At 70.6% G+C, this 14,817-nt stretch carries 13 protein-coding genes and 1 pseudogene; 5 read left to right on the top strand and 9 right to left on the bottom strand.

Going from position 1 to position 14,817, the window contains the following annotated elements; all coding sequences use genetic code 11:
• Positions 1–22 precede the first annotated feature (22 nt).
• The 5 genes and pseudogenes from ACIRVH_RS00870 to ACIRVH_RS00890 all read right to left on the bottom strand — a co-directional run bounded on the left by ACIRVH_RS00870 (position 23) and on the right by ACIRVH_RS00890 (position 2,924).
• Positions 23–478 (bottom strand): tellurite resistance TerB family protein, encoded by a 456-nt coding sequence (locus tag ACIRVH_RS00870; RefSeq protein WP_097251767.1) that lies wholly within the window; start codon positions 476–478, stop codon positions 23–25.
• A gap of 190 nt (positions 479–668) precedes the next feature.
• A pseudogene (locus tag ACIRVH_RS00875) lies at positions 669–893 on the bottom strand (sporulation protein); the annotation flags it as partial.
• Between the two features lie 174 nt (positions 894–1,067).
• Entirely contained in the window at positions 1,068–1,718 is a 651-nt protein-coding gene (locus ACIRVH_RS00880; protein ID WP_403947135.1) for a M15 family metallopeptidase, read from the bottom strand.
• Positions 1,719–1,771: 53 nt separating this feature from the next.
• On the bottom strand, positions 1,772–2,221 hold the full coding sequence (locus ACIRVH_RS00885; RefSeq protein ID WP_403947137.1) for a DUF6114 domain-containing protein: 450 nt from the start codon (positions 2,219–2,221) through the stop codon (positions 1,772–1,774).
• 4 nt (positions 2,222–2,225) lie between these two features.
• Positions 2,226–2,924, bottom strand: a complete 699-nt coding sequence (locus ACIRVH_RS00890) for a DUF6230 family protein (RefSeq protein ID WP_403947139.1) — start codon at positions 2,922–2,924, stop codon at positions 2,226–2,228.
• A 705-nt stretch (positions 2,925–3,629) separates the two neighbouring features.
• Here ACIRVH_RS00890 and ACIRVH_RS00895 point away from each other — a divergent pair.
• On the top strand, positions 3,630–4,283 hold the full coding sequence (locus ACIRVH_RS00895) for a Tat pathway signal sequence domain protein (RefSeq protein ID WP_403947141.1): 654 nt from the start codon (positions 3,630–3,632) through the stop codon (positions 4,281–4,283).
• A gap of 18 nt (positions 4,284–4,301) precedes the next feature.
• Here ACIRVH_RS00895 and ACIRVH_RS00900 read toward each other — a convergent pair whose 3' ends face one another.
• The gene (locus ACIRVH_RS00900) at positions 4,302–5,246 is read right to left on the bottom strand and encodes a lytic polysaccharide monooxygenase (RefSeq protein WP_403947143.1); all 945 of its coding nucleotides are present in this window, start codon (positions 5,244–5,246) and stop codon (positions 4,302–4,304) included.
• Positions 5,247–5,682: 436 nt separating this feature from the next.
• Between ACIRVH_RS00900 and ACIRVH_RS00905 the strand changes: the two genes are divergently transcribed.
• Together ACIRVH_RS00905 and ACIRVH_RS00910 are read left to right on the top strand one after the other, a co-directional pair.
• Positions 5,683–6,330 (top strand): ScbR family autoregulator-binding transcription factor, encoded by a 648-nt coding sequence (locus ACIRVH_RS00905; protein WP_403947145.1) that lies wholly within the window; start codon positions 5,683–5,685, stop codon positions 6,328–6,330.
• Between the two features lie 22 nt (positions 6,331–6,352).
• Entirely contained in the window at positions 6,353–7,561 is a 1,209-nt protein-coding gene (locus ACIRVH_RS00910; RefSeq protein WP_403947147.1) for a damage-control phosphatase ARMT1 family protein, read from the top strand.
• Here the strand turns inward: ACIRVH_RS00910 and ACIRVH_RS00915 are convergent.
• Positions 7,538–8,851 carry a cytochrome P450 gene (locus ACIRVH_RS00915; protein WP_403947149.1) on the bottom strand — a complete coding sequence of 438 codons (1,314 nt, stop codon included), beginning with the start codon at positions 8,849–8,851 and terminating at the stop codon, positions 7,538–7,540. The genes ACIRVH_RS00910 and ACIRVH_RS00915 overlap by 24 nt on opposite strands.
• Entirely contained in the window at positions 8,848–9,630 is a 783-nt protein-coding gene (locus ACIRVH_RS00920; RefSeq protein ID WP_403947150.1) for an alpha/beta fold hydrolase, read from the bottom strand. Before ACIRVH_RS00920 ends, ACIRVH_RS00915 begins: the two co-directional genes overlap by 4 nt.
• Positions 9,631–9,851: 221 nt before the next feature.
• Between ACIRVH_RS00920 and cyc2 the strand changes: the two genes are divergently transcribed.
• Together cyc2 and phsA are read left to right on the top strand one after the other, a co-directional pair.
• Complete coding sequence (gene cyc2, locus ACIRVH_RS00925) at positions 9,852–12,008, top strand: germacradienol/geosmin synthase Cyc2 (protein ID WP_403947151.1); 2,157 nt, start codon at positions 9,852–9,854, stop codon at positions 12,006–12,008.
• 121 nt (positions 12,009–12,129) lie between these two features.
• The gene (gene phsA, locus ACIRVH_RS00930) at positions 12,130–14,019 is read left to right on the top strand and encodes an O-aminophenol oxidase PhsA (RefSeq protein ID WP_403947152.1); all 1,890 of its coding nucleotides are present in this window, start codon (positions 12,130–12,132) and stop codon (positions 14,017–14,019) included.
• Positions 14,020–14,030: 11 nt separating this feature from the next.
• Here the strand turns inward: phsA and ACIRVH_RS00935 are convergent, their stop codons facing one another.
• A complete protein-coding gene (locus ACIRVH_RS00935) occupies positions 14,031–14,765 on the bottom strand; it encodes a gamma-glutamyl-gamma-aminobutyrate hydrolase family protein (protein WP_403947153.1) in 735 nt (244 codons plus the stop codon).
• Positions 14,766–14,817: the final 52 nt, after the last annotated feature.

Here is a 14,817-nt window from a genome sequence, read left to right on the forward strand (position 1 = left end):
CATCCTCGCGGGTGGCGATGGATCAGAGGTCGAACTCGTGCGGCGGCAGGTCGAGCGTGTAGCACGCCTCACGCACCACCGCCTGCTCGGTCTTGTCGAAGTCGCCGTCCGCACCGCCGATGACGATGCCGATCTGCACCACGGCCCGCGCCTCGGCGGGCTTCTTCTTCGCCTTGGCGATCTCCTGGAGCACGCTCACCTTGCCGAAGTCGAAGTCGGTGGTCAGCTTGTTCAGGTTCTCCTCGAAGCGACGCCTCAGGTCGTCGGCCGGGAAGTTCTGCAGCACCTCGTTCGTCGCGATGAGCTGGGCGACCCGCTGCCGCTCCGACGGGTCGATCGTGCCGTCGGCGGCGGCCACGAGCGCGCACATGGCCATGCTCGCATCGCGGAAGGCGCCGCTCTTCAGGTCGTTCTTCTTCGCCACCAACTGGGTCTGCATCTGCGACGCCGACTCCTTGACGCGGTCCCACAGGGCCATGCGAACTCCTCCTAATCCACGGTCGAATGCCTCGACAGAACGTCTGCAGCAACTTCTACAGCAACGTAGAAACTTCTGGTGCGGCCGATAAGTTCCGGCAACCTGGACCGAATTCCTCGGACACAGGCGAAAGACAGCGTAAAGCGGCAGGGGGACGGCGACAGGGGCGACCGGCGTCAGCAGCAGGTCCTCAGCCCTCCTCTTCGTCGCCCTCGAAGAAGTCGCCGATCTCGTCCACGACCTCCGCGGCCACCAGCCCGCCCACCACACTGACGGCGAGGCCCGCCGCGCCCGCCGCCACGGCCGTACCCAGGCCCGGGCCGGAGTGGTGGTGGCCGGAGTCATGGACGGCGTACGGCTCGCCGTGGCCGTACGCCGCGTGGGTGCCGCAGGCCTCGCGGTGCTCGGTCAACTGCACCGCCGACCCCGATCGCCCCCAGCAGCCCTTTGAACACCATGACGCCGCAGCTCCTCACTCATCGGATCATCCGCACGGCGTTCCAGCGCCGTCCGTCTGCCCGATGAACTGCCGCTCCGGCATAGAAGTTCCTAAGTCACCTGTTCGGGGGACGCGTGCCGTCGTGCCCGGTCAGCCGAGCTCGCGCGGTCCGTAGATCGCGCTGTCGGCTCCGGTGGCCAGGGCCCAGTAGCGGTCGCCGAAGGACCAGTGCCACCACTCGGTGGGGTAGTTCACCAGGCCCGCGGCGGTCAGCGCGGCACCGAGGAGCCGCCGGTTGGCTCGTGCCTCGGCGCAGACGTTCTCGGCGTCCGTGTAGCAGGCGCCCGCACTCTCCTCCGGGCTGGCGTTCAGCCGGGTCCCCATGTCGAGTTCCCGCCCGTCGGCGGTGCCGAGGGTGAGGTCGACAGCGGCGCCGGCGCTGTGCGGCGCGATCTCCGGCGGCGACACATACCGGCTCGCGGCGTCCCGGACCTGCGTCGGCGACCAGTCCGGGTTGTCGCCGCGCAGTTCGCCGGCATAGCTCTCGAAGTAGTGGCGCTGCAGCGCGGGCGGCCGGTACCCCTCGACGAACAGCATCCGTATGCCGTCCGGCAGCAGCTCCTGAGCCTTGAGGAGCCGGGTCAGCACCCCTTCTCGCAGATGGGCGAACGCCCCCGAGTCATCGGTTTTGCGGGCATCGACGGCGAGGCCCCGCTGCCGGACGTCCACGAGCGGTTCGCCGCAGTCGACCACCGGGACGGCCGCGATCTTCGGATCCGACATCAGCACGATCTCGTTCATGCCTTGATCATTGCCGACGACCCGATGCGGCCGCGGGCGGTCGGGCGTCGAAATCAGGCTGGTTCCCCCGCCCCTTCCCCCAGCCCCTGACCCGCGGCCCGGGCCGCCTTGCGGCGTCGGCGGCGGCTCACCCGGGGCTCCTGGTCGGGGAGCCAGCCGAACGCGAGGCAGCTGCCGGTGACGCCGAGGAGGAGGCCGACGAAGAAGCCGCCCAGGTTGGAGGTGAGCCACGTGCCCAGGGAGAGCAGGACGCCGGTGATGGAGTAGAAGAGCCGCTGGGAGGGGTTGAAGAGGATGAGCAGACCCAGTATCAGCATCAGCGTCGGCAGCAGATAGCCGGCCAGGCCCTGCATGCCGATGTGCATCACGACCTTCAGCGAGGCCTTCTCGGTGAGCAGGATCTCGCCGCCGCCGAGGACCAGCAGCAGTCCGCCCCAGAACGGCCGGCGGGCCCGCCACCTGCGGAAGGCGGGCCTCAGTCCCTGATGTGGACGCTCCGGCATCGGATCAGCAACCCGAGTCGCTGAAGCTCAGCTTGAGCCCCGGCAGCTTGAACACACCGGCAGTGGTCGCGTAGTTGGTCTGCCGCAGGTTGCCGATGCGCACGGTGTCGGCCTGCTGGCTGAAGACGCCGATCGGGCCCTTCGCGTTCGCCTTGTTCAGCGTGCTCGCGTCATTGCCGATCTCGATGTTGTTGAAGGCCGCGTCACCCGACAGTTCGGTCGAGTCGGTGGTGAGGTCGCTCGCGGTCACCTTCTGCTCGCCACCACCCGCGGTGATCTTCAGGTTGGTGCCGCCCAGGTCGACGCTCTGGCACAGCTTGGTGAGCGTGGCGTTCTTGATCGCGGAGGTGACGATGAGGACCTGCCCGCCGGTGTCCCCGGCGTTCGGGCTGCCGTCCGCCATGTTGTCGAGCCCGCCGAACTGCTCGAACCCGGTGCCGTTGAGTTCCGTCGCCGTGACGGTGAACGGCATTCCGGAGATCGCGAACTGCACGCCGAGAGCGCCCTCCGCGGTGAGGATCGCGAGGCCCGCGGCGACCATGGTGGCGGGCACCGCCATGACAGCGGCCCTGCGCAGTCGTACCCGGCCTCGTCTTTCGCCGCCGGCGGCGGTCCCGGACGCGGCTGAGGCTTCGGACGGGGAACCGCTTCCCGGGTTCTCGGGGGTGTTGTCGGCGGACGAGAGGTCCGAGGACGAGGCCATGTCTGCTCCCAGGGGCATAGAACAATGCGGGTTGGGCTTCAGTGGCGCGTTGTCCTGGCGCGGACAGCGGCTGCCGCACACGCCTCCTCGCACTCCCGGCGGATGCAAGGGCTTTCTCGTTACGCGGCAGTAGCCTTCGAGGAAGTTACCGCCGGTTACTTTCGGGGGTCAAGGGAGTTGTGAAAAAAGGGTGTTGGATGTGCGGGGGTGGCGACCGGCCACGTTTCGAAGCGCTGTCCGGCAGCCCCCGATGAACAGCAACTCCCTTGCTGCGCCTTGACGTTGATGGTTGAGCAGGTCTACAACTCTCCCTGGTTTCCCCGGATCCGTGGCGCCGGATCCGCCGAGCGGCATCGGCCGCGTTCCCGGCCTTCATTTCGGCAACCGCTCTGCCTTCTTCGCTTCGACAACCGCTCCGCACCAGCGCGGCATCGGCACGGTCGCTTTCCTCCTCGGTCCGTGTCCGGCCGCCCCCTGTCCGGCCCGGTCGGAGGCCTTCCCCCGAGGTCTTCGACCGGTGCCCGGCCGGCCGCCGTCGCCGGTCCGTCACGTACGGAGAAGGCGTCACGGCCCGGCGACGGCGGCACCCCCCTACGGCACCCCCAGCTCCACGGCGCGCCCCCCCGCTCCGCGTCACCGCCCCCACAGCGCCACACCCCCCACGTCACCTCACGTTGCCCCCCACCCCAGAAAAGAGGCACCCGCATGCGTACGCGATCCCTCCTCGCCCTCGCCGGCACCGTCACCGCGCTCACCGTCGCCGTGGCCGTCCCCGCCTCCGCGGACGGAAACGCCGTCCTCACCACGGGCAGCGCCGGCGGCACCGCCGCCGCGGTCGGCGACACCCTGACCGCACCGCTGGCCGGCGGCACGACCGCCACGCTCTACTCCAGCGCGACCGGCACCAGTGGGGTCACCTGCACGTCGTCGCAGTTCACCGCCACGGTCACGGGCAACCCGACCGCACCCGGTACGGCCACCGAGTCGGTCACCGGGCACACCTTCGACAGCAGCAGCTGCACCAGCAACGTCACCGGTGTGCTCGGGGTCAGCAGCATCACGGTCGACAACCTGCCCTACAGCGCGACGGTCGCCTCCGACGGCACCCTCACCGTCTCGCCGGGCACTGGCTCCACCATCCAGACCACGGTGAAGCTGCGCACCCTGCTGGGCACCATCACCTGTGTCTACCAGGCGCCGAGCCTGACGGGTAAGGCCGACAACAGCGACAGCAGCATCGCCTTCACCAACCAGCAGTTCACGAAGAGCTCCGGTTCGTCGCTGTGCTTCGCGAACGGCTACTTCACCGCCAAGTACGCCCCGGTCACCGACGCGGGCGCCCGGGTCTACGTCAACTGACCCTCGCAGTACGGACGTTCAGCGTCGTCGTAGACGCAGAACCAGGGCGGCGCCCCCGGTGAGCACCAGCACCGCGGCGGCGCCGCCCGCCAGCAACGGCGCCGAGGGGCCCGCGTCCGCGCGGGTGGCCTCGGCCACCGGCGTGCTGTCGCCGGTGGCACCGACCGAAGTCCCCTTCTTTTCAGCCGGATTCGGCGTTCCGGACGACGGCTGTGCAGTCTCCGTCCGTGCCGGATGAGGACTCGCCGGCGCCTGCGAGGCGGCGGCGGTCTCCGTGGCCTTCGCCGAACCCGAGCCCGAGCCCGACCCCGCGCCCTTGCCCGCCCCCGGAAACACCACGTCGGAACACGAGTAGTACGTGTCCGGCGTGCTGCTGTTCTGCCAGATCGTGTAGAGCACCTGACGACCCGTCCGGTCCGACGGCAGAGTCGCCCGGATGTGGTACGCCCCGTTCGTCAGCGGCGGGTCCGTGACCTCGGCGAAGGGACGTGTGGGCAGATCGGCCCACTTCAACGTCTTCGACGGGTCGTAGCCGGGCTTGCTGAGGTACAGCCTGAACGTGCCCGTGTGCGCGATCGTCGAGGCGTACGTCATCGTCAGTTTGCCGCCGGGTGTCAGCCGGGTCGTCGGCCAGTCCCGCCGGGCCAGATCGAGGCCCCGGTAGGCCGGCAGGTTCCCGCTGCACAGCCTGCCGTCCGGAATCACCTGCCGGTCCCGGCCGTTCACCCCCGCCACGCGCAGGTTGTCCCAAGCCGTGAACGGGGCGCCGTTCGCGCTGATCGCCGCGCGACAGGCCGCCGACCCGTTCGCGCTGCCGCCCTCGGGTGAGCAGGCGTACACCCGGCTGACCGGGGCCGTGGGGGCACCGTGCGCCTGGGCGGACCCCGCCGCCCACGGCAGGAGCAGGAGTGGGGTCGCCGCAGCGACCGCCGTGACGCTCAGGCGGGCGGTCATCCGAGTCATCCGGGACTTCTCCTCGGCAGGCGCGGGAACGGGGTCTGCTGAGTCCAGTACGGGACACATGTCCTTCGCGTTCAGCCACTCCGGCGTCCCCGTGCCGCCCGGTGCACAGCACCCGACCGGTCAGACTGTTTTTGTGGGTCGCGGTGAGGTCCGACCGGAACACGGGTCCGAAGCCTCCCGCCGAGGTGGCCAAGAACACGGTGAACACAGTGCCTTGGCTTCCGGAAACACACAGAAGTGGTGGGAGGACTGCGTTCTGGTGTCGTCCGTTTGCGGAGTGTTACGCCCTGGCCTGGTGTCGTGCCGGGGAGCGGAACCTGTGACACATGGAAGTACGACCGTCTGACTCCCTTTGTCGCTTGGTGAGTTATCGTATGCGTGGGGTCAAAACAAACCGCGTGTCCCGTTCGGTAGAGCTGCGAGGAGGGGTCAGTCGATGGCGAGGCAATTACGCGCTGAGCAGACCCGAGCGACGATCATCACTGCTGCCGCCGATCTGTTCGACCGACAGGGCTACGAATCCACCAGTTTGAGCGACATCGTGGGCCACGCGCAGGTCACCAAGGGGGCGTTGTACTTCCACTTCGCCGCGAAGGAGGATCTGGCCCACGCCATCCTGGAACTGCAGGCCAGGGCCGCGCAGCAGGTGGTGGCAGATGTCGAGGGCCGGGGCTACACCTCGTTGGAGGCCCTGATGCGTGCCACGTTCGCCATCGCCCGGCTGGCAGTGGAGGATCCGGTGCCGCGCGCCGGACTCCGCCTGGCCACCGCGGACGTCACCGTACGGCCGCCGTTGAGACACCCCTTCACGGAGTGGCTGGAGTTCGCCACCCGTAAGTTCAGCGGCGCCGTGCGGGAGGCGGATGTGCACGCCGAGACCGATGTCGGTGTCGTCGCCCATTCCCTCGTGTGCTTCTTCATCGGCACCCGGGTCGCCGGCCGCTCCCTGGAACCGGTCGGACGACTGCCCCGCAGGGTGGCGGAGATGTGGCACCTGATGGTCCGGGGCCTGGTGCCGGTGCACCGCCGCCCCCGCTATCTGACCCTCGCCACGCAGCTGGAACGGGAGACAAGAACCGGCTGACCCGCGCGATACGGTGACGCCCATGCCCGACACCCCCACGGCACCCGTCATCCTCGGCGACGAACCCGGCTCGTTCCCGCACAGTGTGCTGGCCGAGCGGCACCCCGCGATCATCCGGCAGGTGCGGGAGGCGTTCCCATACACCCCCGGGCAGCACGGCGCGCTGGACGAGCTGCTGAAGAGCTGCACCGAAGGCGTGATCGAACCGCTGCCCGAGGGTGCCGGTGACCGGGACCGGTGGCGGGCCTGGGGGCTGGACGGCTACGTCGGCAGGTCCTGGTTCGAGGTGCCGTGGCTGTGGTCCGAGAGCCACTTCTACCGTCGGCTGCTCGACGCCGTCGGCTGGTTCGGCCCGGGTGCCTGGCAGGGCATCGACCCGTTCCGCCCCTTCAAGCGTGCCGAACTCGACGCGCCGGAGACCGACGAGGAACTGGCCGCGCTCGACGCGCTCCAGGACGGTCCGGAGCCGGAGCGGGCCCGCGCCCTGCTGCACGGCTCACTGTGGGGCAACCGCGCCGACCTCGGCTTCCGGCTGTCCGCCGCGGGTGCCGAGGCCGCGGAGCCGGCCCCCGCCCTGGTCGCCGACGACAGCGAGACCCTGTGGTCGCTGCTGCCGCCCTCCGGCACGGGCACGCTCGTGCTGGTCGCGGACAACGCCGGCCGCGAACTCGTCCCCGACCTGCTCCTGATCGCCCATCTCCTCGCCGAGGGCCGGATCGGCCGGGCGGTCCTGCACGTCAAGCCGTACCCCTACTACGTCTCCGACGCCACGACCGCCGACGTGGTCGACGCCCTGCAGCGCCTCGCCGCGGCACCGGGGGCGGCCGCCGGGTACGGCCGCATGCTCTGGTCGGCCATGGCCGACGGCCGCCTCACGGTACGCGCCCACCCCTTCTCCTGCGCCCCGCTGCCCTACGCCGGCCAACCGGACGACCTGCGCGCCGAGTTCGCCTCGGCCACGCTGACCGTCTTCAAGGGCGACCTCAACTACCGCCGTCTGGTGGGCGACCGGCTGTGGCCGCCCACCACGCCCTTCCAGGAGGTGACCGCCTACTTCCCCGGCCCGGTCGCCGCGCTGCGCACCCTGAAGTCCGACGTGATCACCGGCCTGACCGCAGCCGCCGAGAGCGCGCTGGTCGCGGCCGAGGGACAGCGCTGGCGCACCGGCGGCACCCATGCGCTCATCCAGGTGAACGCCTCGGACGTCTCAAGCGACCCGCACGGGAAGTGACTTGAGGCCGTTGATGAAGTTGGACACCAGACGTCCGGCCGGTCCAGCGGGGCGCAGGCCCGGCAGAGTCCGCAGCACCTCCTCGTAGAGCAGCCGCAGCTGCAGCCGGGCGAAGTGGGCACCCAGGCACACATGCGGGCCGTCCCCGAAGGACACATGCGGGTTGGGGGTGCGGGCGAGGTCCAGCCGGTCGGGCTCGGTGAAGACCCGCTCGTCGCGATTGGCCGAGGCATGGAACACCACGACCTTGTCGCCCGCCCGGATCCGGCGGCCGGCCAGCTCGGTGTCCTGCGCGGCGGTCCGGCGGAAGCTCAGGACCGGCGGGTGCCAGCGCAGCAACTCGTCCACCGCGGTCGGCATGTCGGCCTTCCCGGCGCGCAGCAGCTCGTACGCCTCCGGATGCTCCGCCAGGGCCAGCAGCCCGCCGGGTGCGGCGCTGCGCACGGTGTCGTTGCCCGCGATCGTGAGCAGGAAGAAGAACATCTCCAGTTCGGCGTCGACGAGTTCGGCGATGGGGGCACCGCCCGGTTCGAGCGAAGCCGAGAACTGGGGGAGAGCGAGTGTGGTCATGATGTCGTCGGCGGGATACCGCCGTTTGTACAGGGCCAACTGCCCGGCGTACGCGAACATGTCCCGCAGCATCGCCGGCGAGCGCGGGTTGACCGGCTTGCCCGCCTCGTCCAGCACCGGAGGGCCGGCCTCGTCCGGATCCTGATAGCCGATGACCCGCTGCGTCCAGTGCAGCAGCAGCCGCCGGTCGCTCTCCGGAACCCCCAGCAGATCCGCCAGGTTGAGCAGCGCGTACTCGTCGGTGACGGCGGTGACCAGGTCGACCGTGCCGTCGCCCGACCGGGCTTCGTCGACCGCCCGGTCGAGCAGGGTCCGGGCCCGCTCGCGCGCGACCGCCGCGAACCGGTCGACGCGCCCCGGAGTGAACGCCCGGCTCACCAGCCGCCGCAGCCTGCCGTGCTGCGGCGGATCCTGGTTGAGCATCATGCGCCGGATGAACGGCAGGTCGTCCGGGTCGGGGTCACGGATCTGGGTAGCGCCGAGGTACGAGGAGAAAGTCGCCGAGTCCTTGAGCACCCGGACCACGTCGGCGTGCCGGGTCACCGCCCAGAACCCGGGACCGGCCGGCCAGCCCAGCAGCTCCGGCTCGGCCTGCCAGGCCACCGGATGGTGGTCGCGCAGGACGCGGTAGTCGGCGTACGGCACCCCGGCGGCGTACCGGCGCGGGTCGAAGACGTCGGGGACGTCGGGTACCGGCGGGGCCTCCTCCCGTGCGCTCACGCCGGCTCGCCCTCGTCCGCCCGCAGAAAGTCCTCCACCGCCCGGATCAGGTCCAGCGGAGTCTCGTCCATGGCGTAGTGCCCGGCACCGGGCAGCCCCACGAGTTCGGCGCGCGGATACCAGGACATCCACGTCTGGCGCATCAGCGCGGGCGGCAGCGCCGGATCGAGTTCGCCGGCCACCGCCAGCGCGGGCACCTCGCTGCCCTCGACGTCGGCGCGGAAGTCCTCGCCCGCCCAGGAGCCGAGCCAGGCCCGGAACGCCTTCGCGTCGCTGCGCTCCAGCGAGCGGTCCACCATCCGGTCGAGCCAGGCGGCGGGACGGCGGCTCCCGCTGGTGAAGTCGATGATCGTGCGCCGGTTCTCCGGCCGGTGCGCCGCGTCCGCGAACAGCACGCCCTGCTCGCCGGGCAGCGGCAGCCCCGAGGCGGGCACGGGGGAGACCCCGACGATCCGGCGCAGCCGGTGCGGGGCGACGGACAGCAGACGCTGCGCCACCGCGCCGCCCATGGAGTGCCCGACCACCGAGAACCGCTCCCAGCCCAGCCGGTCGGCCAGCTCCACCAGGTCCACGGCCGCCTCGGTCGTCGTATAGGAGCCCACGGCGTCCCGGGCCGCTCCGTAGCCGCGCAGATCGACCAGCGCGTAGGTGAAGGCGGTCCGGTCGAGATCCGGCAGGACGGCCTCGTAGGCGGAGCGGTCGGCGAACCAGCCGTGCACGGCGAACACCTTGTGGGTGCCGTCGCCGTGCACCTCATGGGGCAGCACGAAGGAGGTCATGCGCCTACCGTGACCCGCGCGCGGGGGCTCGGCAAGGGCGCGGACGGGACATGGCGCCGGGCGACCCGATGGCGTACCGCGCTGCGGACGGGACCCGCATGAGCCAAGGCCAACGCCACGGAAAGCCACCGAAGTTCCCTGTTTCTCCAGTGGTTCACGCGATGGTGTGATCATCGCTCGGAGGGTGGATGGCCCTTGCGGGCCCCGGGTAGGGCCCGGCCATGACGCAGCCGTTCGAACTCCCGCACTTCTACATGCCGTATCCCGCACGGCTCAACCCGCATGTCGACGAGGCACGTGCCCACTCGACGGCGTGGGCCCGCGAGACGGGCATGCTGGAGGGCTCCGGGATCTGGGAGCAGGCCGACCTGGAGGCGCACGACTACGGGCTCCTGTGCGCCTACACCCACCCCGACTGCGACGGCCCGGCCCTCTCGCTGATCACCGACTGGTACGTCTGGGTGTTCTTCTTCGACGACCACTTCCTCGACATGTACAAGCGCACCCAGGACCGCGCCGCCGGAAAGGCCCACCTGGACCGCCTGCCCCTGTTCATGCCGCTGGACCCGGCGACCCCCGTGCCGGAGCCGGAGAACCCGGTCGAGGCGGGCCTCGCCGACCTGTGGAGGCGGACGGTGCCGTCGATGTCCGTCGACTGGCGCCGGCGTTTCTCCCTGGCCACCGAGCACCTGCTGAACGAGTCCATGTGGGAGCTGTCCAACATCAACGAGGGGCGGATCGCCAACCCGGTCGAGTACATCGAGATGCGCCGCAAGGTGGGCGGCGCCCCCTGGTCGGCGGGGCTCGTGGAGTACGCGACCGCGGAGGTGCCCGCCGCCGTCGCCGGGACCCGGCCGCTCAGGGTGCTCATGGAGACGTTCTCCGACGCGGTCCACCTGCGCAACGACCTCTTCTCCTACCAGCGGGAGGTCGAGGACGAGGGCGAGAACAGCAACGGCGTGCTCGTGCTGGAGACCTTCTTCGGCTGCACGACCCAGGAGGCCGCCGAGACCGTCAACGACATCCTCACCTCGCGCCTGCACCAGTTCGAGCACACCGCGCTCACCGAAGTGCCCGCCGTCGCCCTGGAGAAGGGGCTCAGACCCGACGAGGTCGCCGCGGTCGCCGCCTACACCAAGGGACTTCAGGACTGGCAGTCCGGCGGCCACGAGTGGCACCAGCGCTCCAGCCGCTACATGAACCAGGGCGCCACCACCGTCGCGCCCTGGCAGAAGCTGACCGGCCCCGGCACCTCCGCCGCCGACATCGGCGCGCTGCTCGCCACGGCCGCCGCGGAACGCTTGCGCGCGTACGCGCATGTGCCCTTCCAGAAGGTCGGCCCGTCGCTGCTGCCCGACTTCCACATGCCCTACGAGGTCGAGTTGAGCCCGCATCTGGCGGAGTGTCGCCCCCGCCTGACCGCGTGGATGCACCGCATGGGCATGCTGGAGGAGGGCGTCTGGGACGAGGACAAGCTCGCCGCCTACGACCTCGCGCTCTGCTCGGCCGGAATCGATCCGGACGCCACGCCGGAGACCCTGGACATCAGCGCCCACTGGCTCGCCTGGGGCACCTACGCCGACGACTACTACCCACTGGTCTTCGGGGCCCGCCGTGACCTGGCCGCCGCCCGGCTGACCACCGCGCGCCTGTCGGCGTGCATGCCCTGCGACGGCGAGGAGACGACCGTCGTCCCGGTCAACGGCATCGAGCGGGGCCTGATCGACCTGTGGGCCCGCACCACCGCCGACATGACCCCCGACCAGATGCGCGGCCTGCGCGACTCCGTCGACAGGATGACCGAGAGCTGGGTGTGGGAGCTGTCCAACCAGCTGCAGAACCGAATCCCCGACCCCGTCGACTACCTGGAGATGCGCCGCGCCACCTTCGGCTCCGACCTCACCCTGAGCCTCTGCCGCGCGGGCCAGGGACCCGCGATCCCGCCGGAGGTCTACCGCAGCGGCCCCGTCCAGGCGCTGGAGAACGCCGCCGTGGACTACGGGTGCCTGGTCAACGACGTCTTCTCGTACCAGAAGGAGATCGAGTACGAGGGGGAGCTGCACAACGCGATCCTCGTCGTGCAGAACTTCTTCGGCTGCGACTACCCGGCCGCGCTCGGCATCGTCCACGATCTGATGACCCAGCGCATCCAACAGTTCGAGCACATCGTGAGCCATGAACTGCCCGCCCTGTACGACGACTTCGGTCTGTCGGCCGAGGCGCGCACGGCCATGGGCCACTACGTGGCCGATCTGCAGAACTGGATGGCGGGCGTCCTGCACTGGCACCGGGAGGTCGACCGCTACAAGGCCGGCTACCTGGCCCGCAGAACCCACGGCTTCGTACCGGACCTGGGGTCGGCGCTGCCCCTCGGCTGACATCGCACCGGCCGTTTCGGAATCTTCTCGTACGGAACGGGATATTCAGGGAACCTCGGCGGGGCGCCGGGAGTCTTCTGGGACAAGGGGAACAGACAACAGAACACGGGGGTGTTCGACCTTGACCGACATCATCGAGAGGATCACCGAGGACGCGGCGGGCAAGCAGGCGCCGGAACCGGGCGAACTGACGCCGTACGTCACCCGGTTACCGGTTCCGCCCGTCCTGCGCCCGGCGGCCGCGTCCGCCGACGTGACGCAGGAGACGGAGATCGCCCTGCGCCCCACCTGGGTCCGCCTGCACCCGCAGCTGCCGCCGACCCTGATGTGGGGGTACGACGGCCAGGTGCCCGGCCCGACCATCGAGGTGCGGCGCGGACAGCGCATCCGCATCGCCTGGACCAACCGCATCCCGAAGGAGAGCGAGTACCCGGTCACCTCGGTGGAGGTGCCGCTGCGCACCGACGGCCGCCCGCCCGCCACCACCGAGCCCGGCCGCGAGGGCGTCGAACCGAACAAGGACGTCGCCGCCCTGCCCGCCTGGACGGTGACCCACCTGCACGGCGCCCAGACCGGCGGCGGCAACGACGGCTGGGCCGACAACGCCGTCGGACACGGCGACGCCCAGCTGTCCGAGTACCCGAACGACCACCAGGCGGTGCAGTGGTGGTACCACGACCACGCGATGAACATCACGCGGTGGAACGTGATGACGGGCCTGTACGGCACCTACCTCGTCCGTGACGACGAGGAGGACGCCCTCCATCTCCCCTCCGGGGAGCGGGAGATACCGCTGCTGCTCGCCGACCGCAACCTCGACACGGACGAGGACGGCCGCCTCAACGGCCGGCTGCTGCACAAGACGGTGATCGTCCAGCAGCAGAACCCGGAGACGGGCAAGCCGGTCTCCATCCCGTTCAGCGGCCCGTACACCACGGTCAACGGCCGCATCTGGCCGTACGCCGACGTCGACGACGCCTGGTACCGCTTCCGGCTGGTCAACGCATCCAACGCGCGCATCTTCAACCTCGTCCTGGTGGACGAGGACGACAACCCGGTGCCGGGCGTCATCCACCAGATCGGCAGCGACGGCGGGCTGCTGCCCCGGCCCGCCCCGGTCGACTTCGACGAGGCACTGCCCACGCTGACCGCGGCCCCGGCCGAGCGGTTCGACCTGCTGGTCGACTTCCGGGGCCTGGCGGGCAGGAAGCTCCGGCTGGTCAACAAGGGCCGCAACCAGCCCGCGGGCGTGCCCGATCCGGCGGGCGACGTGCGCTATCCGGCGGTGCTGGAGTTCCGCGTCCGCGAGACCGGAACGTGCGACACCTTCGAACTGCCCGAGGTGCTCTCCGGCTCCTTCCGCCGCCTCACGCACGACATCGAGCACGGCCACCGCCTGATCGTGCTCACACCGCCCGCCACCAAGGGCGCCGGCGGCCACCCGGAGATCTGGGAGATGACCGAGGTGGCGGACCCGAGCGGGCTCCAGCTCCCCGCCGACGGCGTCATCCAGCTCACGGGGGCGGACGGCACCACGAAGACGTACCGGCGCACGGCACGGACGTTCAACGACGGTCTCGGCTTCACCATCGCCGAGGGCGGCTACGAACAGTGGAGCTTCCTCAACCTCGCGCCGATCGTGCACCCGATGCACATCCACCTGGCCGACTTCCAGCTGCTGGGCCGGGACGCGTACGACGTCTCTGGCTTCGACCCGGCCGTGGGCGGCACCCGTACCCCCATCGCGTACGACGCGGGCACGCGGATACCGCTCGCGCCCAACGAGCTGGGCCACAAGGACGTCTTCCGCGTCCCGGGCGGGCAGATCCTGCGCGTCATGGGCAGGTTCGACGGGGCGTACGGCCGGTTCATGTACCACTGCCACCTGCTGGAGCACGAGGACATGGGCATGATGCGGCCCTTCGTCGTCATGCCGGCCGAGGCCATGAAGTTCGACCACGCGGCGCACGGCGGTCATGACGGCGGCCACGGCGGGGGGCACATCGGCTGACCCCGGTCAGGTCACGCGGGCAGGCCCGCCACCCGGCCCGCGTGCTCGACCGCGGCTCGCGCCAGCGCCCGTACCACGGGGTGCGGGCGCGAGCCGTCGCCGGACAGCTCCGGCTGGAACAGAGTGGCCAGGAAGAAGCGGTGGTCCGGCAGTTCGGCGACGCGGACCTGCCCGTCCTCGTCGTGCCCGGAGAACCGCAGACCGTGGGCGCGGAGGGTGTCGAGATGGCGGGAGGGGCCGTAGGCGCAGTGGTACCGCTCGACCGTCCGCTCCGCACCGATCACGAAATGGGCGAGCGAGCCCGGCTCCAGGGTCACCGCGGCCTCGTGGCCGGCGAGCGAACAGGCCAGCGGCTCGATGAGCAGGTCCTCGGCGTCGGGGTCGTTCTCGGCGTGCGCGGCCTCGGTCAGTCCGCACACGTTCCGGGCGAACTCCAGCAGCGCGTGCTGGAATCCGCCGCACGTGCCCAGGAACGGGATCCCCTCCTCGCGCGCGGTGCGGATGGCCGCGAGGACGCCCGCCTCGCTGCGGTACGGGCTGCCCGGCAGCACCCACACCGCGTCGAAGCCGCGCACCGCGCCCACGGCCGCCGCGTCCTCGGACGGGATCCAGTAGGCGTCCAGGACCAGCCGGTCGCGTTCGGCGAGGGCCTCCAGCAGGAGCGGGACACGGGTGTGCGAGACGACGTTCGGGGAGCGGTCCCCGACGAGGGCGAGGGTGGCGGTACGAGCCGCGGCGTTCGTCATGCCGTTCATCCTGGGCGGCGCCCCTCGTTCACGTCCAACGATGATTCCTGCA

It is taken from the genome of Streptomyces sp. NPDC101165 (assembly GCF_044768135.1).
Classification (GTDB): domain Bacteria; phylum Actinomycetota; class Actinomycetes; order Streptomycetales; family Streptomycetaceae; genus Streptomyces.

What these genes read in the sequence shown, in the direction of transcription:
- ACIRVH_RS00870 (WP_097251767.1), bottom strand. Translation starts at nt 478, where the DNA reads ATGGCCCTGTGGGACCGCGTCAAGGAGTCGGCGTCGCAGATGCAGACC.
- ACIRVH_RS00880 (WP_403947135.1), bottom strand. Translation starts at nt 1,718, where the DNA reads ATGAACGAGATCGTGCTGATGTCGGATCCGAAGATCGCGGCCGTCCCG.
- ACIRVH_RS00885 (WP_403947137.1), bottom strand. Translation starts at nt 2,221, where the DNA reads ATGCCGGAGCGTCCACATCAGGGACTGAGGCCCGCCTTCCGCAGGTGG.
- ACIRVH_RS00890 (WP_403947139.1), bottom strand. Translation starts at nt 2,924, where the DNA reads ATGGCCTCGTCCTCGGACCTCTCGTCCGCCGACAACACCCCCGAGAAC.
- ACIRVH_RS00895 (WP_403947141.1), top strand. Translation starts at nt 3,630, where the DNA reads ATGCGTACGCGATCCCTCCTCGCCCTCGCCGGCACCGTCACCGCGCTC.
- ACIRVH_RS00900 (WP_403947143.1), bottom strand. Translation starts at nt 5,246, where the DNA reads ATGACTCGGATGACCGCCCGCCTGAGCGTCACGGCGGTCGCTGCGGCG.
- ACIRVH_RS00905 (WP_403947145.1), top strand. Translation starts at nt 5,683, where the DNA reads ATGGCGAGGCAATTACGCGCTGAGCAGACCCGAGCGACGATCATCACT.
- ACIRVH_RS00910 (WP_403947147.1), top strand. Translation starts at nt 6,353, where the DNA reads ATGCCCGACACCCCCACGGCACCCGTCATCCTCGGCGACGAACCCGGC.
- ACIRVH_RS00920 (WP_403947150.1), bottom strand. Translation starts at nt 9,630, where the DNA reads ATGACCTCCTTCGTGCTGCCCCATGAGGTGCACGGCGACGGCACCCAC.
- cyc2 (WP_403947151.1), top strand. Translation starts at nt 9,852, where the DNA reads ATGACGCAGCCGTTCGAACTCCCGCACTTCTACATGCCGTATCCCGCA.
- ACIRVH_RS00935 (WP_403947153.1), bottom strand. Translation starts at nt 14,765, where the DNA reads ATGACGAACGCCGCGGCTCGTACCGCCACCCTCGCCCTCGTCGGGGAC.